Origin of the sequence: Kitasatospora sp. NPDC056184, assembly GCF_042268405.1 — a bacterium.
Lineage (GTDB): Bacteria > Actinomycetota > Actinomycetes > Streptomycetales > Streptomycetaceae > Kitasatospora.
In genome coordinates this window covers 283859-305586 of record NZ_JBHJUI010000011.1, presented here as the reverse complement: position 1 = coordinate 305586, position 21728 = coordinate 283859, and the positions used below count along the sequence as shown (strand labels likewise).

Genomic DNA, 21728 nt, shown 5'->3' with positions numbered 1-21728 from the left:
CGGCCGCCGTCCTGCCGGGCCGGGGGGCGGGGGGCCGGGGGGCCGGCTGCCGCCCCCGCCCGCCGCCGCCGTGGGGCGCGCGGACTCGGTCCGCGCGCCCCTCGGCCTTTCCCCGGACTCAGTCCTGCGGCGTGAAGTACGAGACCAGCGCGGCCACGCCCGGCTCGACGTCCTTCCAGGAGCCGGAGAAGCTGAGCACCGCGATGGCGGCGGTCGGGAAGCCGCCGAGCCGCAGCCGCTCCAGCGCCTCCCGGTCGCCCTCGTCGCCGGCCAGCACCTGGGTCAGGCCGAGTACCCCGGGGTTGTGGCCGACCAGGACCAGGTCGGCGTACTCCTCCGGGGTCTCCTGGAGGACGGTGATGATCTCGCCGGGGGTCGCCTCGTAGACCCGCCCCTCGTAGACGGTCCTGCGCGAGCGCTTCGGCAGCTCGTGCGCGGCGAGCTTCCACGTCTCCCGGGTGCGCAGGGCGTCGGAGCAGAGCACGTAGTCGGGATTGATGCCGGAGTCGGCGAGCCAGCGTCCGGCCTCCGGGGCCTGGTGGCGGCCCCGGTCGGCCAGCGGCCGCTCGTGGTCGTCGACGCCGTTGGGCCAGTCGGCCTTGGCATGGCGGAGAACGATGATCCTGCGGGGCGTGTCGGCGCTCATACCCAGCAAGCTTGGCAGAAAAGCCGGCCGGGAGCGCGGCGCTGCCCGATGCCGCCACCCGGCGGCGCGGACGGTGCCGTCCTGCGGGGTTCACCGGGCCGCCGCCCGGCCGTCAGCCCAGGTTCTGGGCGACCGTCGCGATGATGATCAGCAGGACGACGATGCCGCCGATGGCCGCGGCGATCTGGCCGAGCTTCTTGTGGCCGTCGGTGGGGTTCGGTTCGAGAACGGGCATGCCCGGATTCTCCCACCCCGGACACGCCCGTCCGCCACCGGCCCCGCCGGGCCGCGTCAGGCCGCGGCCGCGGCCCCCGCCGGGACGGCCTCGTCCTCGATGTGCCGGGCCCGGGCCGCCCGCAGGCCGAACAGGATCTGCGGCACCAACAGCAGCGCCAGGAAGCCGAGCGGCAGGTACCACTCGCCGGTCGCCTCGTAGAGCCGACCGATCAGGATCGGGCCGGGGATCGAGATCAGGTAGCCGACGCCCTGGGCGAAGGCCGACAGCTGGGCGACCCCGCCGGCCGTCCGGGCGCGCAGGCCGATCATGGTCAGCACCAGCGGGAAGGCGCAGTTGGACAGGCCCACCAGGACCGCCCACAGCCACGGCGCGCCGGCCGGGGCGAACGCCAGGCCGAGGTAGCCGGCGATGCCGAAGGAGGCCAGCACCACCACGAACAGCCGCTGGTCGCCGCGGCGGGCGGCCAGGTTGGGCAGCACGAAGGAGACCGGGACGCCGATCACCATGGTCACCGCCAGCAGCACGCCGGAGGTGCCCTCGGAGATGCCGGAGTCCTGGAAGATCTTCGGCAGCCAGCCCATCACCACGTACGCGCCGGTCGCCTGGCAGCCGAAGAAGCAGGCCAGCGCCCAGGCGGTGCGGCTGCGGGTGATCGGAAGCCTCACCCCGGCGGCCGAGCCGTCCGACGGGCCGCCGGAGCCCCGCCGGGTGAGCAGCACCGGGATCCAGAGCAGCAGGGCGAGGGCGCCGAGCGCGGCCCACACCCCGAGGCCGACCCGCCAGTCCCCGCCGAGCCCGCTGGTCAGCGGGACGGTGACGGCCGCGGCCAGCGCGGTGCCGGCGGACAGCGCCATCGAGTACAGGCCGATCATCGGCCCGACCTTCTCCGGGAAGTACCGCTTGATCACCACCGGGATCAGCACGTTGGCGACCGCGACACCGGCCAGCGCGAGCGCGGTCAGCAGCAGGAAGACGGCCGTGTTGCCGGCGAAGGACCGGGCCAGCACGCCGGCGGTGATCGCGCCCATGCCGGCGGCGACCACCGCGATCGGGCCGAGCCGGCGGGCCAGCCCGGGCGCGGCGAAGCCGAACAGCGCGAAGCAGAGCGAGGGGACGGCGGTGAGCAGGCCGGCCACCGTCGGGCTCATCCCGAGGTCGTCGCGGACCTGGTCGAGCAGCGGCCCGAGGCTGGTGACCACGGGGCGGAGGTTGAACGCGGCGGCGGCGATCGCGAGGGCGAACAGCCAGCCGAGGGAGCTGCGGCCGGTCGGGGCGGGCCGCTCGGACCGCGGCCGGGACGCGGTCCGGGGGGAGGCGGTGGCGGGATCTGCGGTGTCTGCTGCGGACGACATGCGCGCCATCATAGAATGATGGGATGAATTAGCGCACCTTTGAATTGGCATGATGGCCCGACCCACCCGACCCAAGGAGTTCCCCGTGGCGCTGTCCTCGCCGAGGCGCACCCCGCTGTCCGACCAGGTGATCGCCCAACTGCGGGCCCAGATCACCTCCGGCGAGTGGGCGGTCGGCTCGCGCATCCCCACCGAGGCCGCCCTCGTCGAACAGCTCGGTGTGGCCAGGAACACGGTGCGCGAGGCCGTCCGCGCGCTCGCCCACAACGGGCTGCTGGACATCCGCCAGGGCTCCGGCACCTACGTCCTCGCCACCAGCGAGCTCGCCGGCGTGATGCACCGCCGGTTCGCCGACGCCGACCGCGCGCAGGTCACCGAACTGCGGGTCACCCTGGAGACCGCCGCCGCCGGCCTGGCCGCCGGCCGGCGCACCGACCGCGACCTCGCCCTCATCGACGCCGCCCTGGCCCGCCGCGAGGACGCCTGGCGCTCGGGCGACGCCGAGGACTTCGTCCAGGCCGACGCCGCCTTCCACCAGGCCGTCGTCTCGGCCGCCCACAACGACGTGCTCGCCGTCCTCTACGCCGACCTCGGCGAGGTCACCCGCGCCCAGCTGCGCCACGAGGTCGGCCCCGAGCTCGTCGCCGAGCGCTACCTCGGCCACGACAGGATCGTCGACGCCATCCGGGCCGGCGACGCCCAGCGCGCGTCCGACGAGGCGGGCCGCGCCATCAGCAGCTGCAACGCCCGGAAGGCCTGACGCCGACCACCTCTCCCCGGGCCCCGGCAGGGCGACCTCACGCCTTGTCAGGGGCGCGATTTGGCGTGCTAACGTCCCGTGAAAATTCGCGGACGGCCGGGCTCCGGTCGCCGGTGGACAAACGGGGAGAACTGATGGCGGATCCGGACCTGAAACTGGGCCAGGGACCGGGCGGCGGGACGCCGACGAAGGTGTCGACGCCGGCCCTCGACAAGGCGGCGACCTCCCTGGACGGCATCGCCAACGACAGCACCGCGGCCGGCAAGGCGGCCGACGAGTCGACCGAGGCCGCGGCCGGCAGGCTGAGCGGCTGGGACACCGCGGCCGCACTGCGCGGAGCGCTCAAGGAGTGGCACGAGCAGGTGTCGCAGCTCAACGGCCGGCTCAACCAGGAGGCCGGAATGATGCGGCAGACGCACACCAACTACCTGAGCGTCGAACACGGCATCGCCGCGTCGTTCACCGGGAAGGCGTGATCACATGAGCCTGCTCGGTTTCGAGGACGTCATGAAGGCGGACCCGTCCGCGATGGCCAAGGCCGCCGCCGACTGGACGGCGATGGCCGGCAAGTACCAGTCGGTCCAGCACCGGTTGGAGAACGAGGTGCTCTCGGTGACCGGCAACCAGAGCCTGTGGCTGGGCTACACCGCATTCACCGCCAACCAGCACGTGGGTTTCACCCGCCGGCAGAGCATCGACGCGCAGACCGAGGCCAAGGCCGTCGCCTCGATCATCACCGACGCCAAGAACGACTTCGAGGCGGCGCAGAGGAAACTGAAGCAGACCGTCGCGGACGCCCAGGCCGACGGCATGAAGGTGACCGGCACCGGCGCCGTGATGTTCGACGTCGACGCGCTCGACCCGGCCACCAAACAGGACTACCGGCACGACCGGGACTACCAGCAGGAGCGCAGCGAGGCCGCCGGCCAGTGGGCGCAGAAGATCAGGATCGCTCTGGAGGAGGCGACCGCGGCCGACCAGCGGGCCGCCCTCCGGCTGCGCCGCGCCGCCAAGGTCGGCGACCTGGTGAACGAGTTCAACGGCCAGGCCGTCGGCGGTGGCGACGAGGCCGACGGTCGGCGGGCCGCCGAACTCGCCTCCCGGCTCAAGGACGGCAAGACCCTCAGCCCCGAGGAGCTCGCCGAACTCAACAACCTGATGAAGGCCAACTCCGGCAACCCGGTCTACGGCCAGACCCTGCTCAACGCACTCGGCCCGCAGGGCACCCTGCTGCTCGCCGACGAGTTGCAGGTCCGGATCAACGACAGGGACGGCAAGCTCAAGGGCGAGTACGGCGAGCTGCAGACCAATCTCGCCAACACCATCGGCGGCGCCACCCGGGACACCGGCACGAAGTTCTACCAGGACTTCCGCAAGGGACTGCAGGAAGCCGGCGTCAAGAACGTCAACGAGCGCCACTTCGGCGGCAGGACCGAGCCGATCTACGGCTACCAGACGCTGGCCACCCTGCTCCAGCACGGCAACGCCGGGTACGGCTCGCAGTTCCTGAACGACCTCGGCACCGACATCCTCGCCGCCGAGCGCGGCGACAAGAACCGCTGGGCCTCGCACCAGTTCAACGGCCCGCGCCCGGACCTGGAGTACGACCCGGTGAACGGCGTGCTCAAGCTGATGGGCCAGAACCCGGACGCCGCCACCATGTTCCTCGACCCCAAGGCCCCCGGCGCCGACGACCGCCTCACGTACCTGCTGCGCGAGCGCGAGTGGCCCACCTCGTACGTCAACACCCTCTACGGCCCGCCGATGGTCGACAAGACCACCCACCAGGCCGGCCTCGCCGCTGCCGTCGAGGCCGCCGCCACCGGCGACGTCCCCGGCGAGGGCAGCCACAACGGCGGCCCTCACACCCCGGCGCAGGCCCGGGTCATGCAGGGTGTCGTCGACGCGCTGGACGCGGGCGGCAAGGGCAGCGAGATACACGACGACCTGAAGATGCCGCTCGCCAACGCGCTGTCGGACTACGTGGACGACACGCACCAGATCCTCAGCCAGCACCACACCAACGCGAAGCACGACGGCGCTTGGGAGGAGAACGGCGAGGGCCACCTCGGCGGCACTCCCGATCACCTCATCCGGGTCATGCGCGGTGTCTCCGACGAGCCCGAGGCCTATGCCACGCTCTACAACGCCGAGCGGGCCAAGGCCGCCGAGACCCTCGCCGCCATTCCGGCGGGCCAGCAGGGGCCGGCCTGGAACGTCGGCGCGGCCCTCGGCGCCTACGACGCCATCCGGTCGGACGTCATTCTGGACGAGAAGGACGACCGGATGGAGTGGGCCGAGAAGACCGGCGAGTTCGCCTCGTCGGTGAACGGCACCGTGACCGGGTTCATCCCGGAAGTCGGGGATGTCGCCGGTGCCTTCGTCGACGCCGGCATCAGCGGCTGGGTGGACGACGTCAAGAAGGAGGCTCAGGACGCGGGCAACACCGAGAACTCCACCAAGCACTTCGCCGCTCTGACCCAGAGCCAGGTGATGGCCGGCGAGTGGGGCGAGAGGAACCACCTGAGCACCGAGGAGACCGAGGCGCTGTCCCAGTCCTTGGGAACGGGCCACAACAACGGCCTCACGGACGCGTCGATCGCCCTCGGACGGAACGGCCAGCAATGAAGACTTCACGACGCTTCTGGGCGATCGTCGCGGGCGTCCTCGTCCTCGCCCTGGGCGCGGGCGGCTACGTGTCCTGGCAGTACCCCAACCTGTTCCTCCCGGACCGGCTCTGCGACGGCGCCGTTGCCGCCGAGGACGCCGAGCGGGTCCTCGGCAGCGGCAGGATCGTGGTCGCCGACAGCGACGTGTCGACCAATCGCGACGACCCGGACGCCTACTGCGCGATCAGCCTCAAGCGCGGCGGCAAGTACGTCGCCGAGATCCACCTGCGCACCAAGAAGGCCGAGCTCTTCGAGCCTTCCTTGCGGGCCGATCCGGCGATGTCCCAACCTGACCGGGGGCCGGTCGGCGCGTTCGGCAACGCCCGTGGCTGGCTGCTGATGGCGCCGGGCTGCCGGCTTGCCGACCTGGACACGAACCACTACCCGAAGCGGGACGCCGACGCGGTCGCCGTGGACGTGGTCCGCGACAAGGAGCCCGACCCCTACCGCTTCGTCCGCGCGGACACGACCGCGTCGCCCGAGGCGCGGCAGGATCTGGCCGGGCTGGCCGCCGACTTCGCGGCAGCGGTCGCCCGCCGCTCCGGCTGCGGGTCGGCGGAGGTCCCCGACGTCCACCTGACCACCGGCGAACAGATCGCGCAGTCCGTCGACGAAGGACGGATCTGCGGGGTTCCGGGTGCCACGGCCGCCGGCAGGCTCCAGCCCGGCGCCCGTCAGGACATCAGCAGTCCCTCGGCACCGGTCCAGACCTGTTGGATCTACGACAACGATCGGTCGACACCGGTCTACCGGTTCACCGGCACTCTCGATGCCCGCTATCCGAACTTCGCCGTGCTCGGCACCGGCAGCGATCCGCTGGGTCCGTTGCCGACCGGCTGGCGGGGAACCGGCAGGGACAATCGCGTGGTCGCTCCGTGCGGTTCCGGCAGTCTCGTGCTCGAGGTCTTCCGGTCGTCGAGCGACGACCGGGAGGTTCCGGCCGTCGAGACCCCCGCCTTCCGCACCTGGGCCAACGCCATGGCCGCCAAGTACGGCTGCGAGCCGGTCGCCCCGCAGTAGCCCCGCGCCGGAACGCCGCTGCCCGGCACCCCTCCTCCTCGGGAGGGGTGCCGGGCAGCGGCGTGTGCGGGAGGCGTCAGGCGCCGATGGCGTGCAGGCCGCCGTCGACGTGGACGATCTCGCCGGTGGTCTTCGGGAACCAGTCCGACAGCAGGGCGACGACGCCGCGGCCGGCCGGCTCCGGGTCGCTCAGGTCCCACTTCAGCGGGGAGCGGTTGTCCCAGGTGGCGGCCAGGTCGGGGAAGCCCGGGATGGACTTGGCGGCCATCGAGCCGATCGGGCCGGCCGAGACCAGGTTGCAGCGGATGTCCCGCTCGCCCAGGTAGCGCGCCAGGTAGCGGTTGGTCGACTCCAGAGCGGCCTTCGCCGGGCCCATCCAGTCGTACTGCGGCCAGGCGTACTGCGCGTCGAAGGTGAGGCCGACGACCGCGCCGCCGTCCTGCATCAGCGGCAGCAGCGCCGTGGTCAGCGACTTCAGCGAGTACGCCGAGACGTGCATGGCGGTGGCCACGGACTCCCACGGCGTGTTCAGGAAGTTGCCGCCCAGCGCGTCCTGCGGGGCGAAGCCGATCGAGTGGACGATGCCGTCCAGGCTCGGCAGGTGCTCCCGCACCTGGTCGGCGATGCCGGCCAGCTGCTCCTCGCTGGAGACGTCCAGCTCCAGGACCTTGACCGGGTTCGGCAGCTTCCTGGCGATGCGCTCGGTCAGGCTCGGCCGCGGGAAGGCGGTCAGGATGACCTCGGCGCCCTGCTCCTGGGCCAGCTTGGCGGTGTGGAAGGCGATGGAGGACTCCATCAGCACACCGGTGATCAGGATGCGCTTCCCCTCAAGGATTCCGCTCATGACTCAGTGACCCATACCCAATCCGCCGTCGACGGGAATGACGGCTCCGGTGATGTACGCGGCCTCGTCCGAACCGAGGAACCGCACGGTGGAAGCGACCTCGGCGGGCGCCGCGTAACGGCCCAGCGGCACGCCTGCGACGATCTCCGCGCGGCGCTCGTCGCTGAGCACCGCGGTCATGTCGGTGTCCACGAAGCCGGGGGCGACCACGTTGACGGTGATGTTGCGCGGGCCCAGCTCGCGGGCCAGCGAACGGGCGAAGCCGACCAGGCCCGCCTTGGACGCGGCGTAGTTGGCCTGGCCCGGGGAACCGGAGAGGCCGACGACCGAGGAGATCAGCACGATCCGGCCCTTGCGGGCGCGCATCATCAGCTTGGAGGCGCGCTTCACCACGCGGAAGGTGCCGGTGAGGTTGGTGTCCAGGACGGACGTGAAGGCCTCCTCCGACATCCGCAGCAGCAGGGTGTCGTTGGTGATCCCGGCGTTGGCGACCAGCACCTCGACGGCGCCGTGCGCGGCCTCGACCTCGGTCAGCGCGGCGTCCACCTGGGCGCTGTCGGTGATGTCGCAGCGAACCGCGAGCACGTCGAACTTGGCCAGCTGCTCGGGGACCTCACCCGACCGGCTGGTGATGGCGACCTTGTCGCCCGCCTCGGCGAAGGCCAGGGCGATCGCGAGGCCGATGCCCCGGTTGCCTCCGGTGACGAGAACCGAGCGGCTCAACGATCCACCTCTCTCCCTTGTGGTGTGCGCACGCCGTGACGCCCGCGCACCACTCCGTGATGTCCGCGTACGTCGTAACGATGTACGCGGTGTGACGCTATCGGTCGTTCCGGCGCGGCGGCGAATCGGGCTCCCACAGCGCCGCACCGGCGGAACTGTGGGTACCCGACAATCCGTGTCCGGCCGGATTTCCCGCGATTCGCCCACCGCTCCGCGCCGGATTGTCGTGTCCGCTGAGCGGCCCGTCCGGGAACCCGGCGGCGGGGCACGCCCGTTGTGCCCCCTGGTGCGGCACGATGCCGGGGCCGCCGCACCGGGGCCGACGACGGCCCGCAGCCGGACAGCGGCCCCGGCGACGAGCGGAGGCGGAACGCGGAATGAGCGAGGCACGGGCCGGGACCACCCACCGGCGCGGACGACTGGCGGCCCTGGCCGCGCTGGCGGCCGGCGCGGGAGCGGTCGCCTGGGCGCTGCGCGACCTCCCGGCGGCGTTCGGCCGCCGACCGGACGGCGAGCGCGAGGAACGGCTGCGCAACTCCCCCCAGTACCGCGACGGCGTCTTCCACAACGCGCCCTCCGAGCTGGCCCGGACGGCCGCACCGTCCGGCATCGACCCGGACACGGTGCGCCGGGTGCTGTTCCAGCGCGACGGCCGCACGCCGAGCCGCGCGGTACCCGTCGTCCGCCCGCCCGACGGGGCGGTCCCGGCCGCCGAGGGCGTGGCGGTCACCTGGTACGGGCACGCCTCGGCGCTGGTCGAGATCGAGGGCTCCCGGGTGCTGCTCGACCCGATCTGGAGCGAGCGCTGCTCCCCCGCCGCGCAGGTCGGCCCGCGCCGGCTGCACCCGGTGCCGGTGGAGCTGGAGGAGCTGCCGCAGGTGGACGCGGTGCTCATCTCCCACGACCACTACGACCACCTGGACATGGCGACGGTCCGGCGGCTGGTGCGCAGCCAGTCCGCGCCGTTCGCGGTACCGCTCGGCATCGGCGCCCACCTGCGCCGCTGGGGCGTGCCCGAGCACCGGATCATCGAGCTGGACTGGGACGAGACCTGCACGCTCGGCGACCTGGCGCTCACCCTGACCGCCGCCCACCACTTCTCCGGCCGTGGCCTGACCCGCAACACCACCCTGTGGGGCTCCTGGGTGGTCGCCGGGCCGAGCCGCAAGGTCTACTACACCGGCGACTCCGGCTACTTCGAGGGCTATGCGCGGATCGGCGCCGAGCACGGCCCGTTCGACGCCGCGCTGGTCCAGGTCGGCGCCTACGACCCGGCCTGGGCGGACATCCACATGACGCCCGAGGACGCCGTCCTCGCCCACCGGGAGCTGAACGCCGAGCTGCTGCTCCCGGTGCACTGGTGCACCTTCAACCTGGGCCTGCACCCGTGGGCCGAGCCGGTCGAGCGGCTGCTGGTGGCGGCGAAGGAGCACGGCGTGCGGCTGGCGGTCCCGCGCCCCGGCGAGCGGGTGGACGTCGACAACCCGCCGGAGCCGGACGGCTGGTGGGAGGGCGTCGGTTAGCCGGTCGGCCGCCGCACCGGAAATGCGCTGGCCGAATCCCCTTTGACGGGAAATGATGCGATGCGGGTGCCCCCCTGTGTGCGAAGGAGGGCGCCCGCACCGCCGTCCGCCCGACCAGGGAGCCCGATTGCCTCCGCTGCCCCCGACCAGCACGTCCCCGTCCCACGCCGTCGACCCGCTCTTCCTCGGCCTCCCGCTGCGCGCCCTCGCCGACGCGGCCCTCGCCCGGGCCCGCGAACTCGGGGCCGAGCACGCCGACTTCCGCCTGGAGCGGGTCCGCAGCGCCTCCTGGCGGCTGCGTGACGCCCGCCCGGCCGGCACCTCCGACAGCGTGCAGCTCGGCTTCGCCGTCCGGGTGCTGCTGGACGGCGCCTGGGGCTTCGCGTCCGGGGTGGACCTCACCCCCGACGCGGCGGCCCGGGTGGCCGAGCAGGCCGTCGCGGTGGCCCGGCTCTCCGGCGGGATCAGCCGCACGGCGGGCTCGGCGGAACGCGTCGAGCTGGCCGACGAGCCGGTGCACCGGGACGCCACCTGGGTCTCCGCGTACGAGGTGAACCCCTTCGAGGTGCCCGACGCCGAGAAGACGGCGCTGCTCGCCGGGTGGAGCGCCCGGCTGCTGGCCGCCGAGGGCGTCTCGCACGTCCAGGCGACCCTGCTGACCGTCCAGGAGAACAAGTTCTACGCGGACACCGCCGGCACCGTCACCACCCAGCAGCGGATCCGGCTGCACCCGGTGCTGGAGGCCACCTCGGTGGACGGGCGCACCGGTGCCTTCGACTCGATGCGCACCCTGGCGCCGCCGGTCGGGCGCGGCTGGGAATACCTGACGGGGGCCCGGGGGTCGTCCCCCGACGGGCAGAGCCTGGCGGGCACCGGCTGGGACTGGGACGCCGAACTCGCCGAGCTGCCCGTCCTGCTGGCCGAGAAGATGCGGGCGCCGAGCGTCGAGCCGGGCCGCTACGACCTGGTGATCGACCCGTCCAACCTCTGGCTGACCATCCACGAGTCGATCGGCCACGCCACCGAGCTGGACCGCGCCCTCGGCTACGAGGCCGCCTACGCGGGCACCTCCTTCGCCACCTTCGACAAGCTCGGCTCGCTGAAGTACGGCTCCGAGCTGATGCACGTCACCGGCGACCGCACCACCGAGCACGGCCTGTCCACCATCGGCTACGACGACGAGGGGGTGGCCGCGCAGTCCTGGGACCTCGTCAAGGACGGCGTGCTGGTCGGCTACCAGCTCGACCGCGCCATGGCCGCGCTCAAGGGCTTCGACCGCTCCAACGGCTGCGCCTTCGCCGACTCCCCCGCGCACGTCCCGGTGCAGCGGATGGCCAACGTCTCGCTCCGGCCGGCCGAGGGCGGCCCGTCCACCGAGGGCCTGTTCGCGGGCGTCGAGAACGGCCTCTACATCGTCGGCGACCGCTCGTGGTCGATCGATCAGCAGCGCTACAACTTCCAGTTCACCGGGCAGCGCGCCTACGCCATCCGCAACGGCGAACTCGCGGGCCAGGTCAAGGACTTCGCCTACCAGGCCACCACCACCGACTTCTGGGGCTCGATGGCGGCCGTCGGCGGCCCGCAGACCTACGTGCTGGGCGGCGCCTTCAACTGCGGCAAGGCGCAGCCCGGCCAGGTCGCCGCGGTCAGCCACGGCTGCCCCTCGGCGCTGTTCCGCAACGTCAACGTGCTCAACACCCAGCAGGAGGCGGGTCACTGATGACCGCGACGACGCAGCCCCACGAACTCGTCGAGCTGGCGCTCGGCCTCTCCCGCGCCGACGGCTGCGTGGTGATCGCCGACGAGGAGTCCACCGCCAACCTGCGGTGGGCCGGCAACGCGCTCACCACCAACGGCGTCACCCGGGGCCGCCGGCTCACCGTGATCGCCACGGTGGCCGGCGCCGAGGGCACCGCCTCCGGCGTGGTCTCCCGCGAGGCCGTCGGACCGGACGACGTGGCCGACCTGGTCCGGGCCGCCGAGGAGGCCGCCCGCGCGGCCGGTCCGGCCGAGGACGCGCAGCCGCTGGTCACCGTCGCCGAGCAGCCGAACTCGCCGGACTTCACCCGGCCGCCCGCGGAGACCTCGATCGAGGTGTTCGCGGAGTTCGGGCCGGCCCTCGGCCGGGCCTTCGCCCGCGCCGCCGAGCAGGGCGAGCTGCTGTACGGATTCGCCCGGCACGAGCTGGTCACCAGCTACCTGGGCACCTCCACCGGTCTGCGGCTGCGCCACGACCAGCCGACCGGCACGGTCGAGCTGAACGCCAAGACCGCCGACCTGTCCGGCTCCGCCTGGACCGGCGCCGCCACCCGGGACTTCTCCGACGTGGACGTCACCGCCCTGCACGCCGAGGCGACCCGGCGGCTCGGCTGGGGCGCGCGCCGGATCGACCTGCCGGCCGGCCGCTACGAGACGCTGCTGCCGCCGTCGGCCGTCGCCGACCTCATGGTGTACCTGAGCTGGTCGGCCGGCGGCCGGGACGCCTTCGAGGGCCGGACGGTCTTCTCGAAGAAGGGAGGGGGGACCCGGGTCGGCGAGAAGCTGGCCGGGCTGCCGCTGACGCTGCGCTCCGACCCGCACGAGCCGGGTCTGGAGTCGGCTCCGTTCGTGCTGGCGCACGCCAGCGAGGACGAGTCCTCGGTGTTCGACAACGGCCTGCCGCTGACCGCCACCGACTGGATCCGGGACGGCGAGCTGGCCGCCCTGGTCACCAGCCGCCACGCGGCCGCGCTGGGCGGGCTGCCGCTGCGCCCGGCGATCGACAACCTCGTCCTGGAGACCTCCGACCAGGCGGCCGCGCCGAGTCTGGAGGAGATGATCGCCCGCACCGAGCGCGGCCTGCTGCTCACCTGCCTCTGGTACATCCGCGAGGTGGACCCGGCGACCCTGCTGCTGACCGGTCTCACCCGGGACGGCGTCTACCTGGTGGAGAACGGCGAGGTGGTCGGGGCGGTCAACAACTTCCGCTTCAACGAGTCGCCGGTGGAGCTGCTCGGCCGGATCACCGAGGTCGGCCGCACCGAACGCTGCCTGCCGCGCGAGTGGGGCGACTGGTTCACCCGGACGGCGATGCCGCCGGTCCGGGTTTCGGGATTCAACATGAGCTCGGTCAGCCAGGCCTCGTAGCGGGGCCGGCCGACCGGAGGAGGATCGGCCTGATGGACGAGAAACGCACGGTGAAGACCAGCAAGATGCTGTCGCGCATCCTGCGGCACGACCCCGGCCGCGTCGGGATCACCCTGGATCCGGCCGGCTGGGTCCGGGTGGACGTGCTGCTCGGCGCGCTGGCGGCCCGGGGCAGCCGGCTGACCAGGGGCGAGCTGGACCACGTGGTGGCGACCAACAACAAGCGGCGCTTCGCCTACTCGCCGGACGGCCTCTCGATCCGGGCCAGCCAGGGGCACACGGTGGCGGTCGACCTCGGTCTGGCCGCCACCGAGCCCCCGGCGGTGCTGTTCCACGGCACGGCGAGCCGGAGCGTGCCGGCGATCTTCCGGGAGGGCCTGCGCCCGATGGCCCGGCAGGACGTCCACCTGTCGGCGGACACCGAGACGGCGGCCCGGGTGGGCGCCCGGCACGGCCGGCCGGTGGTGCTCCTGGTGGACGCGGCCGCGATGGCGGCGGCGGGCCACGAGTTCCGGGTGAGCGCCAACGGGGTCTGGCTGACGGACGCGGTGCCGCCGGAGTACCTCTCACAGGGCCGATAGGGCCAAGCGGAGCATCTCCGCGGACCCGGTCTCGTCCGCGGCCCCCTCCCGGCGTACCGTGAGATGGCCGCGCGGCGAGGCGCGCGGGTGCGCGGACGAGGGCGGTTTGGGACATGGGCAAGAGCGCCGACGGCGGGCAGGTCTACCGGATCACGGGGGCCCGCAGCAGCCTCAGCGAGGACGTCCGGGGGCGGCAGCGCCGGTACGTCGCCTCGATGCTGCTGCGCACGGTCTGCGTGCTGCTCGCGGTGGTGCTGTGGGACGTCCAGCGGTGGCTGGCGTTCGCCGCCCTGGCGGGCGGGGTGCTGCTGCCGTACTTCGCGGTGCTGCTCGCCAACGCGGGCCGGGAGCGGGCCCCGGGCCTGCCGTCCACCTTCGACGTGCCGCCGACCACTCAGCTGATGCTGGGCCCCGGCGGCGCCGGTGCCCGCGGTGCGGATGTGACGCAGGGTACTGATGGGGCCGGGCGTGTGCCCACCGATTCTTCACAGGACCGGAGCTGACCGTCCGTTTTGAGCCACTTTCCGCCCGTTGCCCAGGCGGAAAGCTCAAAAGAAGCTCAGATTAATCATGCAAGACCTCCCCATACCCGCCCCGGGCCGTGACATACTGCGTACGCGCTCCGCATCCCCCGTCGGAGCGACGGACCGACGCCGGGCGGCTCCCCCCGTGGCTGCCCGGCGTCGCCATGTGCGCATGCCGGCCGGCGCGGAGCCCCCGTGACGGGCCGCGTGACAGACTGGCGGTGACGATTCCCGCCGACCGCCCGAGGACGACCGCCGATGCTGTTCCCCGACGCCCCCCAGCCGCAGACCCCGATCTGCTCCGCGAAGGGCTGCCGCGCGGACGCCGTCTGGGAACTGCTCTGGAACAACCCCAAGCTGCACACCCCGGACCGCCGCAAGAGCTGGCTGGCCTGCGAGGAGCACCGCGAGCACCTCTCCCAGTTCCTCGGCGTGCGCGGCTTCCTCAAGGAGGTCCTGCCCTTCGCCGGCGGGACCCCCGGGGGCTGAGCCTCAGCCCCCGATGGCGGACATCGGGCGGGCCGGCTGGTGGAACTCCGGGTCGTCGATGCCGGCGCCGGCCTTCTTGCCCCACATCGCGGCGCGCCACAGCGCGGCCAGTTCGGTGTCGTCCGCACCGGAGCGCAGGGCGGTGCGCAGATCGGTCTCGCCGGTGGCGAAGAGGCAGTTGCGGACCTGGCCGTCGGCGGTGAGCCGGGTGCGGTCGCAGGCGCGGCAGAACGGGCGGGTCACCGAGGCGATCACGCCGACCCGGCCCCGGCCGCCGTCCACCACCCAGCGTTCGGCGGGGGCCGCGCCGCGGGCGGCGGAGGGCTCGGGGGTGAGGGTGAACCGGGTGGAGAGCCGCTCCAGGATCTCCTCGGCGGTGATCATCGAGGAGCGGTCCCAGCCGTGCTGGGCGTCCAGCGGCATCTGCTCGATGAACCGCAGTTCGTAGCCGCGCTCCAGGCACCAGGCGAGCAGTCCGGGCGCCTCGTGCTCGTTGACGCCCCGCATCAGCACCGCGTTGAGCTTGACCGGGACGAGCCCGGCGGCCTCGGCGGCGGCCAGGCCGGCCAGCACGTCGTGGTGGCGGCGGCGCCGGGTGAGGGTGTGGAAGGTCTCCTCGTCGAGGGTGTCGAGCGAGACGTTCACCCGGTCCAGGCCGGCCGTGCGCAGCGCCGCCGCGGTGCGGGCCAGGCCGATGCCGTTGGTGGTGAGCGAGAGTTCGGGCCGCGGGTCGAGGGCGGCGCAGGCCTCGACGATGCCGACCAGCCCGGGGCGCAGCAGCGGCTCGCCACCGGTGAAGCGGACCTCCCGGACGCCGAGGTCGCGCACGGCGAGGCCCACCAGCCGGACGATCTCCTCGTCGGTGAGCAGTTCGGGCTTGGCCAGCCACTGCAGGCCCTCCTCGGGCATGCAGTAGGTGCAGCGCAGATTGCACCGGTCGGTGAGGGAGACCCGCAGGTCGACGGCGCGGCGGCCGAAGGAGTCGAGCAGCACGGCGGTCCCTTCCCGAGTGAGGTGCCGCCGGGGGCGGCCGGCCCGGCCACCGTCGCGGGCGGGGCCGGGCCAGCTTAGTCATCGTCCGCCGGTCAGTGGGCGCCCAGCCCGGTGAGTGAGCGGACCTCCAGTTCAGCGTACTTCGCCGGGTCGGCCTCGCGACGGGAGAGCATGGTGCCGACCCAGCCGGCCAGGAAGCCGACCGGGATGGAGACCAGGCCGGGGTTCTCCAGCGGGAACCAGTGGAAGTCGGAGTGCGGGAAGAGCGAGTTCTTCGCGCCGGAGACGACCGGGGAGAACAGCACCAGCACCACCGAGGTGACCAGTCCGGCGTAGACGGAGCTGACCGCGCCGGCGGTGGTGAAGCGCTTCCAGAACAGCGAGTACAGCAGGGTGGGCAGGTTCGCCGAGGCGGCCACCGCGAAGGCCAGCGCGACCAGCGCGGCGGTGTTGAGTTTGTCGGCGAACAGGCTGAGCACGATCGCCACCGCGCCGATCCCGGCGGCGGCCCACTTGGCGACGTGCACCTCCTCGCGCTCGGAGACCTTGCCGCGCCGGATGACGTTGGCGTAGAGGTCGTGGGCGAAGGAGGCCGAGGAGGCCAGGGTGAGCCCGGCGACGACGGCGAGGATGGTGGCGAAGGCGACCGCGGAGATCACCGCCAGCAGCACCGCCCCTCCGGTGGTGCCGGAGCCGCCGCCGAGTTCCTCGGCGAGCTGCGGGGCCGCGGTGTTGCCCGACTGGTTGGCGGCCTTGATCGCCTTGGGGCCGACCAGCGCGGCGGCGCCGAAGCCGAGCGCGAGGGTCATCAGGTAGAAGCCGCCGATGATCCCGATCGCCCAGAGCACCGACTTCCGGGCCGCCTTGGCGGTGGGCACGGTGTAGAAGCGGACCAGGATGTGCGGCAGGCCGGCGGTGCCGAGCACCAGGGCGAGGCCGAGGCTGAGGAAGTCGAGTTTGCTGGTGCCGGTGGCGCCGTACTTCAGGCCCGGTTCGAGGAAGGCGTTGGCCTTGCCGCTGGCGTCGGCGGCGGCGCCGAGCAGGCTGGACAGGTTGAAGTGGTACTTGGCCAGCACCAGCACGGTCATCAGCGCGGTGCCGGCGATCAGCAGCACCGCCTTGACGATCTGCACCCAGGTGGTGCCCTTCATCCCCCCTATGGCGACGTAGAGGACCATCAGCGCGCCGACCGCGACGATCGTCCACCGCTTGGCGGCGTCGCCGCTGACCCCGAGGAGCAGGGCGACCAGGCTGCCGGCGCCGACCATCTGGGCCAGCAGGTAGAAGATCGACACCACGATGGTGGAGATGCCGGCGGCGGTGCGCACCGGGCGCTGGCGCATCCGGAAGGCCAGCACGTCGGCCATGGTGTAGCGGCCGGAGTTGCGCAGCGGTTCGGCCACCAGCAGCAGTGCGACCAGCCAGGCGACCAGGAAGCCGATGGAGTAGAGGAAGCCGTCGTAGCCGAACAGCGCGATGGCGCCGGCGATGCCGAGGAAGGAGGCGGCGGACATGTAGTCGCCGGAGATCGCGAGGCCGTTCTGGAAGCCGGAGAAGGCGCGGCCGCCGGCGTAGAAGTCGGCGGCGTCCTTGGTCTGCCGGCCGGCCCAGACGGTGATGCCGAGGGTGGCGAGCACGAAGATCCCGAACAGGGTCATCGTGAGACCGCGGTGGTCGGTGGCGGAGCTGGCGAGCAGGTTCATTCGGCGGCCTCCCGGGGGGCGTGGACGACCGCTCCGCGCGCCTCGCGGATCGCGGCCGCGCTCGGGTCGATCCTCCGGTCGGCGTAACGCGCGTACCAGCCGGCGATGGCGAAGGTGGTGACGAACTGGAGCAGCCCGAGCACGAGGGCGACGTTGACGTGCCCGACGACCTTGGTGGCCATCAGGGCGGGGGCGTAGCCGGAGAGCAGCACGTAGAGCAGGTACCAGAGCACGAAACCGATGGTGACCGGGAACGCGAAGTTCCGGAACGAGCGGCGAAGGGTGCGGAACTCCGCACTCTCCTCGATGAGTTGGGTTTCGCTGGGGGTGGTGGTGATCGGCGGCGATTCCACTCTGACTCCTCACTCCTTCGGCGTAGCGGTCGCACCAGTGGAAACGATCGAACGTGAGCGAAGTCACAAGCCCGATGCGCGCCGCGCCATGCTAGGAGGGTCCCGGTTCACCCGGAAGGGTTTGACCGTGATCAGCCAAATCTTCACCCTTCCGCCGTAACCGACTGCTCGAAAACCACCCATCCGGGCATACCGAAGGGGTGGCCCGGCGAACCGGACCACCCCTGGTGGCACGTCAACGGCGGTACGTCAGAAAGCGATCCGCACCTTCAGGGCCGAACGGTCGTCCATCGCCCGGTAGCCGTCCGGAACACCGTCGAGGTCCACCGTGCGGTCGAAGACCAGGCCCGGCTCGATGGCACCGGACAGGACGTCCGGCAGCAGCTCGGGGATGTAGGCCCGGGCCGGCGCGACGCCTCCGTTGAGCGAGACGTTCCGGCCGAACATCTGACCGATGTCGACGCCCGCGCTGCCGCCGTGCGGCACGCCCACGTAGCCGACGGCGCCGCCGTCCCGGGCGATCGACACGGCGGTGCGCATCGACTCCTCGGTGCCGACCGCCTCCAGCACGGCGTGCGCGCCCTGCCCGCCGGTCAGCTCCCGGACCGCCTCGACCGCCGCCTCGCCGCGCTCGGCGACCACGTCGGTCGCGCCGAACCGGCGGGCCAGGTCGGTGCGGGCGGCGTGCCGGCCGAGCGCGATGATCCGCCCGGCGCCCAGCCGGTGCGCGGCCAGCACCCCGCACAGGCCCACCGCGCCGTCGCCGACCACCGCCACCGTGGCGCCCGGCCGCACCCGCGCCGAGACCGCCGCGTGGTGCCCGGTCGCCATCACGTCGGACAGCGCCAGCAGCCCCGGCAGCAGCTTCTCGTCGCCCAGCGCCTCCTTGGGCAGCTTCACCAGGGTGCCGTCCGCGTACGGGACGCGCACCGCCTCGCCCTGCCCGCCGTCCGAGCCGACCTGGCCCCAGAAGCCGCCGTGCGGGCAGGAGGTCTGCAGGTCCTCGCGACAGAAATCACACGTCCCGTCCGACCAGACGAACGGCGCCACCACGAGGTCGCCCGGCCGGAAGCCGCGCACCTCGGCGCCGGCCTCCTCCACCACGCCGAGGAACTCGTGCCCGATCCGCTGCCCGGCCACCCGCGAGGAGACGCCGCGGTACGCCCACAGGTCGCTGCCGCAGATGCAGGCGTTCACCACCCGCACCACCACATCGGTGGGTTGCTGCACGGCCGGGTCCGGAACCTCCTCGACCCGGATGTCCTTGGGACCGTGGATGACCGTGGCGCGCATGAGGGTTCGTCCTTCGCAGAGGTGCCCGCCGGGGTGCCGCGGGCGACCGGAAAACAATCGACCAGGTGTACGACGACTGCACCGTCCACTCTATTCCGGCCGGTCCCGGCCAACCTTCCGGACGACCCCGGCCCACGGCGAAGGGCCCTCCGCCGTCACCGGCGGGCCTTATCCTGTTGGACCATGTACGCCATCCAGCCCGAGACCCCCGGCGCGGCGCCGCGGACCGCTCCCGTCCCGGCCCAGCGCTCCGCCGCCCCCGCCGACGGCGGCTTCGCGGTGGTGGACGTCGAGACCACCGGCCTCGGCCGCACGGACCGGGTGATCTCGGCGGGCGTCTACCGGCTGGACGAGGACGGCGACGTCGTCGACCACTGGTACACCCTGGTCAACCCGGAGCGCGATCCCGGCCCGGTCTGGATCCACGGCCTCACCGACGACGTGCTGGCCGGCGCGCCCACCTTCCCGCAGATCGCCGACGAGTTCGCCGAGCGGCTGCGCGGCCGGGTGATGGTCGCCCACAACGCGCTCTTCGACTGGAACATGATCTCCCGCGAGTTCTCCCGGGCCGGTCTGCACGCCCCGGTCGAGCAGCGGCTGTGCACCATGGTGCTGGCCCGCGACCTGCGGCTGCCGCTGCCCAACGGCAAGCTGTCCTCGCTGGCCGCGTACTTCGGCGTCCACCAGCGCCAGGCGCACAACGCGCTGGACGACGCCCGGGTGCTGGCCGAGGCGTTCCGCCCCAGCCTGGCGCTGGCCCGCTCGGGGGGCGTCCCGCTGCCGCTGCAGTCCTGCCTGGCGGTCACCGACCTCGGCGACGACGCGCCCGCCTCCCCCTCCCGCGCCTCCTGGACCGGCGCCTCGTACCGGCAGGCCAAGAAGCGCCCGCCGTGCCCGTACCCGAACCCCGGGCGCTGGGAGGACGGCAAGCCGCTGGTCCAGGGCATGCGGGTGGCGTTCACCGGCGACACCGCCACCGACCGCGAGCTGCTGGAGGACCGCGCCGTCGAGGCCGGCCTGCACATCGCCACCTCGGTGAGCCGGCTCACCAGCCTGCTGGTGACCAACGAACCGGACAGCTGGAGCGGCAAGGCCCGCAGGGCCCGCGAGGTCGGCACCCCGGTGGTCGGCGAGGACGCCTTCCTCCAGCTGCTGCGCGAGGTCGCCCCGCACCCCGGTGCGTGAGCCCGTTGTGAACAGGGCGTACCGTGCCCATGTGTACCGTTTTCTGCTCTCCCGGCGCTGGCTGATCACCCTGCTGATCGCCCTGCTGCTGATCCCCGCGACCATCCGGCTGGGGTTCTGGCAGCTGCACCGCCACGAGGCGCGGGTGGACCGCAACGAGCTGATCGCCCAGGCGCTCACCGCCGAGCCGGTGCCGTTCGACACCCTGTCGGCCGCCCCCGGGTTCGCCGTGCCCAAGGACCTCACCTGGCGTCCCGTGACGGCCACCGGACAGTACGACCCGGCGCACGAGTTCGTGGTCCGCAAGCGGACCGACTCCAGTGGCGACAAGATCGGCTACTTCGTGGTCACCCCGCTGGTGCTCGCCGACGGCAAGGGCACCGTCCTGGTCAACCGCGGCTGGGTGCCCTCCGCCTCCTCCGCCGCCGAGTACCCGACCGTCCCGGCCGCACCGGCCGGCCAGGTCGCCCTGACCGGCCGGCTGCGCGCCGACGAGGCCGCCTCCGGCAGCGTCAAGGACCGGGCCGGCCTGCCGGACCGGCAGTTCACCCTGATCAGCAGCACCCAGCAGGCCAAGGAGAGCGGCGCCGCCCTGCTCGGCGGCTACCTGGAGCTCACCGCCACCGAGCCGGCCGCCCCGGCCGACCAGCCCGAGCTGCTGCCCGAGCCCAACCACTCCGACATCGGCCCGCACATGGCGTACGCGATCCAGTGGTGGCTGTTCACCGCGATGATCCCGGTCGGGTTCGCGGTGATGGCGCGCCGGGAGGCCAAGGACCGCCGCAAGGAGGCCGCCGAGACCGAGGGCCCGGCGGTCGCCGTCCCCGCCTGAGCCCGCCCCCGGCCGGGCGCCCGCACCGCGGGGACCGTCAGAGCACGTCGTCCAGCTCGCGCAGCAGCCGGGCCTTGGCCCGGGCACCGACCACCGACTTCACCGGCTCGCCGCCGCGGAACACCATCAGCGTCGGCATCGACAGCACCCCGTACGCCGCCTGGGTCTCCGGGTTGTGGTCGACGTCCAGGCTGACCACGGTCAGCCGGTCCGCCTGCTCCCGGGCGATCTCCGCCAGCACCGGCACCATCTGGCGGCACGGCGGGCACCAGTCCGCCGTGAAGTCCACCAGCACCGGCCCCTCGGCCGCCAGCACCTCGGCGGCGAAGGTCTCGTCCGTCACCGTCGCCACCCCTGTGATCTGCACCATGGCCTACCTCGTCTCCCAGTCGTCCCGGTCGGGGGCCGCCGATGCGGCCCATTCGCACTGCGGCGGCTCCGCGGCGGCTCCCGCGGCGAGCGCGTCGCGCTCCCGCTCGGCCCGGGAGTACTGCTCGGACACCCGGGTCCGGACCTCCTGGAGCCGGGCGATGCACTCGTCCAGCTCGGACAGCTTCTTCCGGTAGACCTCCAGCGAGGCCGGGCAGGAGTCGCCGTGCGGGTGCCCCGCCTGGAGGCACTCGACGAACGGCCTGGTGTCCTCCAGGCCGAAGCCGAAGTCCTGCAGGGTGCGGATCTGCCGCAGCAGCCGCAGGTCCTCCTCGCCGTACGCGCGGTAGCCGTTGCCGGCTCGCCGGGCGGGGAGCAGCCCGAGCTGCTCGTAGTACCGCAGTGCCCGGGTGGTCGTCCCCGCCCGCTTCGCCAGTTCACCGATCCGCATGTCCGGACCCTGCCCTTCCGGCCGCTGTTCGAACGCCGCCGGGAACGACGGTAG

23 protein-coding genes are annotated in these 21728 nt (G+C 72.9%); 12 read left to right on the top strand and 11 right to left on the bottom strand.

From position 1 onward, the window contains the following. Positions 1-118: 118 nt before the first annotated feature. The 3 genes from ACFC0B_RS23420 to ACFC0B_RS23410 form a co-directional block, all read right to left on the bottom strand. Positions 119-646: a histidine phosphatase family protein gene (locus ACFC0B_RS23420; RefSeq protein WP_376088927.1), complete on the bottom strand. Its 528-nt coding sequence runs from the start codon at positions 644-646 to the stop codon at positions 119-121. A gap of 112 nt (positions 647-758) precedes the next feature. After that, entirely contained in the window at positions 759-881 is a 123-nt protein-coding gene (locus ACFC0B_RS23415) for an SGM_5486 family transporter-associated protein (RefSeq protein WP_376088924.1), read from the bottom strand. 56 nt (positions 882-937) lie between these two features. Then, on the bottom strand, positions 938-2236 hold the full coding sequence (locus ACFC0B_RS23410) for a CynX/NimT family MFS transporter (RefSeq protein WP_376088921.1): 1299 nt from the start codon (positions 2234-2236) through the stop codon (positions 938-940). Positions 2237-2321: 85 nt separating this feature from the next. On the opposite strand from ACFC0B_RS23410, the gene ACFC0B_RS23405 reads away from it, so the two are divergent. The 4 genes from ACFC0B_RS23405 to ACFC0B_RS23390 all read left to right on the top strand — a co-directional run bounded on the left by ACFC0B_RS23405 (position 2322) and on the right by ACFC0B_RS23390 (position 6685). Beyond that, positions 2322-2996 carry a FadR/GntR family transcriptional regulator gene (locus ACFC0B_RS23405; protein ID WP_376089000.1) on the top strand — a complete coding sequence of 225 codons (675 nt, stop codon included), beginning with the start codon at positions 2322-2324 and terminating at the stop codon, positions 2994-2996. 134 nt (positions 2997-3130) lie between these two features. Next, positions 3131-3472, top strand: a complete 342-nt coding sequence (locus ACFC0B_RS23400) for a WXG100 family type VII secretion target (protein ID WP_376088918.1) — start codon at positions 3131-3133, stop codon at positions 3470-3472. Positions 3473-3476: 4 nt separating this feature from the next. Next, positions 3477-5624, top strand: a complete 2148-nt coding sequence (locus ACFC0B_RS23395; RefSeq protein WP_376088915.1) for a DUF6571 family protein — start codon at positions 3477-3479, stop codon at positions 5622-5624. Continuing rightward, positions 5621-6685: a hypothetical protein gene (locus tag ACFC0B_RS23390; protein ID WP_376088912.1), complete on the top strand. Its 1065-nt coding sequence runs from the start codon at positions 5621-5623 to the stop codon at positions 6683-6685. The genes ACFC0B_RS23395 and ACFC0B_RS23390 overlap by 4 nt, the downstream gene beginning before the upstream one ends. 76 nt (positions 6686-6761) lie before the next feature. Here the strand turns inward: ACFC0B_RS23390 and fabI are convergent, their stop codons facing one another. Next, a complete protein-coding gene (gene fabI / locus ACFC0B_RS23385; RefSeq protein WP_376088909.1) occupies positions 6762-7529 on the bottom strand; it encodes an enoyl-ACP reductase FabI in 768 nt (255 codons plus the stop codon). A gap of 3 nt (positions 7530-7532) precedes the next feature. After that, positions 7533-8252, bottom strand: coding sequence for a 3-oxoacyl-[acyl-carrier-protein] reductase (gene fabG, locus ACFC0B_RS23380; RefSeq protein ID WP_376088906.1), 720 nt, complete (start codon positions 8250-8252; stop codon positions 7533-7535). Between the two features lie 377 nt (positions 8253-8629). Between fabG and ACFC0B_RS23375 the strand changes: the two genes are divergently transcribed. From ACFC0B_RS23375 to ACFC0B_RS23350, 6 genes are all read left to right on the top strand, one after another. Next, a complete protein-coding gene (locus tag ACFC0B_RS23375; protein WP_376088903.1) occupies positions 8630-9775 on the top strand; it encodes an MBL fold metallo-hydrolase in 1146 nt (381 codons plus the stop codon). A 136-nt stretch (positions 9776-9911) separates the two neighbouring features. After that, entirely contained in the window at positions 9912-11495 is a 1584-nt protein-coding gene (locus ACFC0B_RS23370; RefSeq protein ID WP_376088997.1) for a TldD/PmbA family protein, read from the top strand. After that, positions 11495-12901, top strand: coding sequence for a metallopeptidase TldD-related protein (locus ACFC0B_RS23365; protein ID WP_376088900.1), 1407 nt, complete (start codon positions 11495-11497; stop codon positions 12899-12901). Before ACFC0B_RS23370 ends, ACFC0B_RS23365 begins: the two co-directional genes overlap by 1 nt. Positions 12902-12933: 32 nt before the next feature. Next, positions 12934-13482 carry an RNA 2'-phosphotransferase gene (locus ACFC0B_RS23360; protein WP_376088897.1) on the top strand — a complete coding sequence of 183 codons (549 nt, stop codon included), beginning with the start codon at positions 12934-12936 and terminating at the stop codon, positions 13480-13482. Between the two features lie 113 nt (positions 13483-13595). Further along, complete coding sequence (locus ACFC0B_RS23355) at positions 13596-13985, top strand: DUF3099 domain-containing protein (RefSeq protein ID WP_376088894.1); 390 nt, start codon at positions 13596-13598, stop codon at positions 13983-13985. 279 nt (positions 13986-14264) lie between these two features. After that, positions 14265-14495 carry a hypothetical protein gene (locus tag ACFC0B_RS23350; protein WP_376088891.1) on the top strand — a complete coding sequence of 77 codons (231 nt, stop codon included), beginning with the start codon at positions 14265-14267 and terminating at the stop codon, positions 14493-14495. A 3-nt stretch (positions 14496-14498) separates the two neighbouring features. Here the strand turns inward: ACFC0B_RS23350 and moaA are convergent, their stop codons facing one another. The 4 genes from moaA to ACFC0B_RS23330 all read right to left on the bottom strand — a co-directional run bounded on the left by moaA (position 14499) and on the right by ACFC0B_RS23330 (position 18837). Next, a complete protein-coding gene (gene moaA, locus ACFC0B_RS23345) occupies positions 14499-15488 on the bottom strand; it encodes a GTP 3',8-cyclase MoaA (protein WP_376088888.1) in 990 nt (329 codons plus the stop codon). A 92-nt stretch (positions 15489-15580) separates the two neighbouring features. After that, on the bottom strand, positions 15581-17191 hold the full coding sequence (locus ACFC0B_RS23340) for a cation acetate symporter (RefSeq protein ID WP_376088885.1): 1611 nt from the start codon (positions 17189-17191) through the stop codon (positions 15581-15583). Continuing rightward, entirely contained in the window at positions 17188-17544 is a 357-nt protein-coding gene (locus ACFC0B_RS23335; RefSeq protein ID WP_376088882.1) for a DUF485 domain-containing protein, read from the bottom strand. The genes ACFC0B_RS23340 and ACFC0B_RS23335 overlap by 4 nt, the downstream gene beginning before the upstream one ends. A gap of 249 nt (positions 17545-17793) precedes the next feature. Next, the gene (locus ACFC0B_RS23330) at positions 17794-18837 is read right to left on the bottom strand and encodes a zinc-dependent alcohol dehydrogenase family protein (RefSeq protein ID WP_376088879.1); all 1044 of its coding nucleotides are present in this window, start codon (positions 18835-18837) and stop codon (positions 17794-17796) included. A 183-nt stretch (positions 18838-19020) separates the two neighbouring features. On the opposite strand from ACFC0B_RS23330, the gene ACFC0B_RS23325 reads away from it, so the two are divergent. Both ACFC0B_RS23325 and ACFC0B_RS23320 read left to right on the top strand, forming a co-directional pair. Further along, on the top strand, positions 19021-20022 hold the full coding sequence (locus ACFC0B_RS23325; protein ID WP_376088876.1) for a DEDDh family exonuclease: 1002 nt from the start codon (positions 19021-19023) through the stop codon (positions 20020-20022). A 31-nt stretch (positions 20023-20053) separates the two neighbouring features. Then, positions 20054-20854: an SURF1 family protein gene (locus ACFC0B_RS23320; RefSeq protein WP_376088873.1), complete on the top strand. Its 801-nt coding sequence runs from the start codon at positions 20054-20056 to the stop codon at positions 20852-20854. A gap of 37 nt (positions 20855-20891) precedes the next feature. Here the strand turns inward: ACFC0B_RS23320 and trxA are convergent, their stop codons facing one another. Continuing rightward, positions 20892-21224 (bottom strand): thioredoxin, encoded by a 333-nt coding sequence (gene trxA, locus ACFC0B_RS23315; protein ID WP_376088870.1) that lies wholly within the window; start codon positions 21222-21224, stop codon positions 20892-20894. A 3-nt stretch (positions 21225-21227) separates the two neighbouring features. Further along, the gene (locus ACFC0B_RS23310; RefSeq protein ID WP_376088867.1) at positions 21228-21674 is read right to left on the bottom strand and encodes a MerR family transcriptional regulator; all 447 of its coding nucleotides are present in this window, start codon (positions 21672-21674) and stop codon (positions 21228-21230) included. Positions 21675-21728: the final 54 nt, after the last annotated feature.

What these genes read in the sequence shown, in the direction of transcription:
- trxA (WP_376088870.1), bottom strand. Translation starts at nt 21,224, where the DNA reads ATGGTGCAGATCACAGGGGTGGCGACGGTGACGGACGAGACCTTCGCC.
- ACFC0B_RS23395 (WP_376088915.1), top strand. Translation starts at nt 3,477, where the DNA reads ATGAGCCTGCTCGGTTTCGAGGACGTCATGAAGGCGGACCCGTCCGCG.
- ACFC0B_RS23360 (WP_376088897.1), top strand. Translation starts at nt 12,934, where the DNA reads ATGGACGAGAAACGCACGGTGAAGACCAGCAAGATGCTGTCGCGCATC.
- ACFC0B_RS23400 (WP_376088918.1), top strand. Translation starts at nt 3,131, where the DNA reads ATGGCGGATCCGGACCTGAAACTGGGCCAGGGACCGGGCGGCGGGACG.
- ACFC0B_RS23340 (WP_376088885.1), bottom strand. Translation starts at nt 17,191, where the DNA reads ATGAACCTGCTCGCCAGCTCCGCCACCGACCACCGCGGTCTCACGATG.
- ACFC0B_RS23420 (WP_376088927.1), bottom strand. Translation starts at nt 646, where the DNA reads ATGAGCGCCGACACGCCCCGCAGGATCATCGTTCTCCGCCATGCCAAG.
- ACFC0B_RS23365 (WP_376088900.1), top strand. Translation starts at nt 11,495, where the DNA reads ATGACCGCGACGACGCAGCCCCACGAACTCGTCGAGCTGGCGCTCGGC.
- fabI (WP_376088909.1), bottom strand. Translation starts at nt 7,529, where the DNA reads ATGAGCGGAATCCTTGAGGGGAAGCGCATCCTGATCACCGGTGTGCTG.
- ACFC0B_RS23325 (WP_376088876.1), top strand. Translation starts at nt 19,021, where the DNA reads ATGTACGCCATCCAGCCCGAGACCCCCGGCGCGGCGCCGCGGACCGCT.
- ACFC0B_RS23330 (WP_376088879.1), bottom strand. Translation starts at nt 18,837, where the DNA reads ATGCGCGCCACGGTCATCCACGGTCCCAAGGACATCCGGGTCGAGGAG.
- ACFC0B_RS23355 (WP_376088894.1), top strand. Translation starts at nt 13,596, where the DNA reads ATGGGCAAGAGCGCCGACGGCGGGCAGGTCTACCGGATCACGGGGGCC.
- ACFC0B_RS23350 (WP_376088891.1), top strand. Translation starts at nt 14,265, where the DNA reads ATGCTGTTCCCCGACGCCCCCCAGCCGCAGACCCCGATCTGCTCCGCG.
- ACFC0B_RS23415 (WP_376088924.1), bottom strand. Translation starts at nt 881, where the DNA reads ATGCCCGTTCTCGAACCGAACCCCACCGACGGCCACAAGAAGCTCGGC.
- ACFC0B_RS23390 (WP_376088912.1), top strand. Translation starts at nt 5,621, where the DNA reads ATGAAGACTTCACGACGCTTCTGGGCGATCGTCGCGGGCGTCCTCGTC.
- ACFC0B_RS23410 (WP_376088921.1), bottom strand. Translation starts at nt 2,236, where the DNA reads ATGTCGTCCGCAGCAGACACCGCAGATCCCGCCACCGCCTCCCCCCGG.
- ACFC0B_RS23310 (WP_376088867.1), bottom strand. Translation starts at nt 21,674, where the DNA reads ATGCGGATCGGTGAACTGGCGAAGCGGGCGGGGACGACCACCCGGGCA.
- ACFC0B_RS23375 (WP_376088903.1), top strand. Translation starts at nt 8,630, where the DNA reads ATGAGCGAGGCACGGGCCGGGACCACCCACCGGCGCGGACGACTGGCG.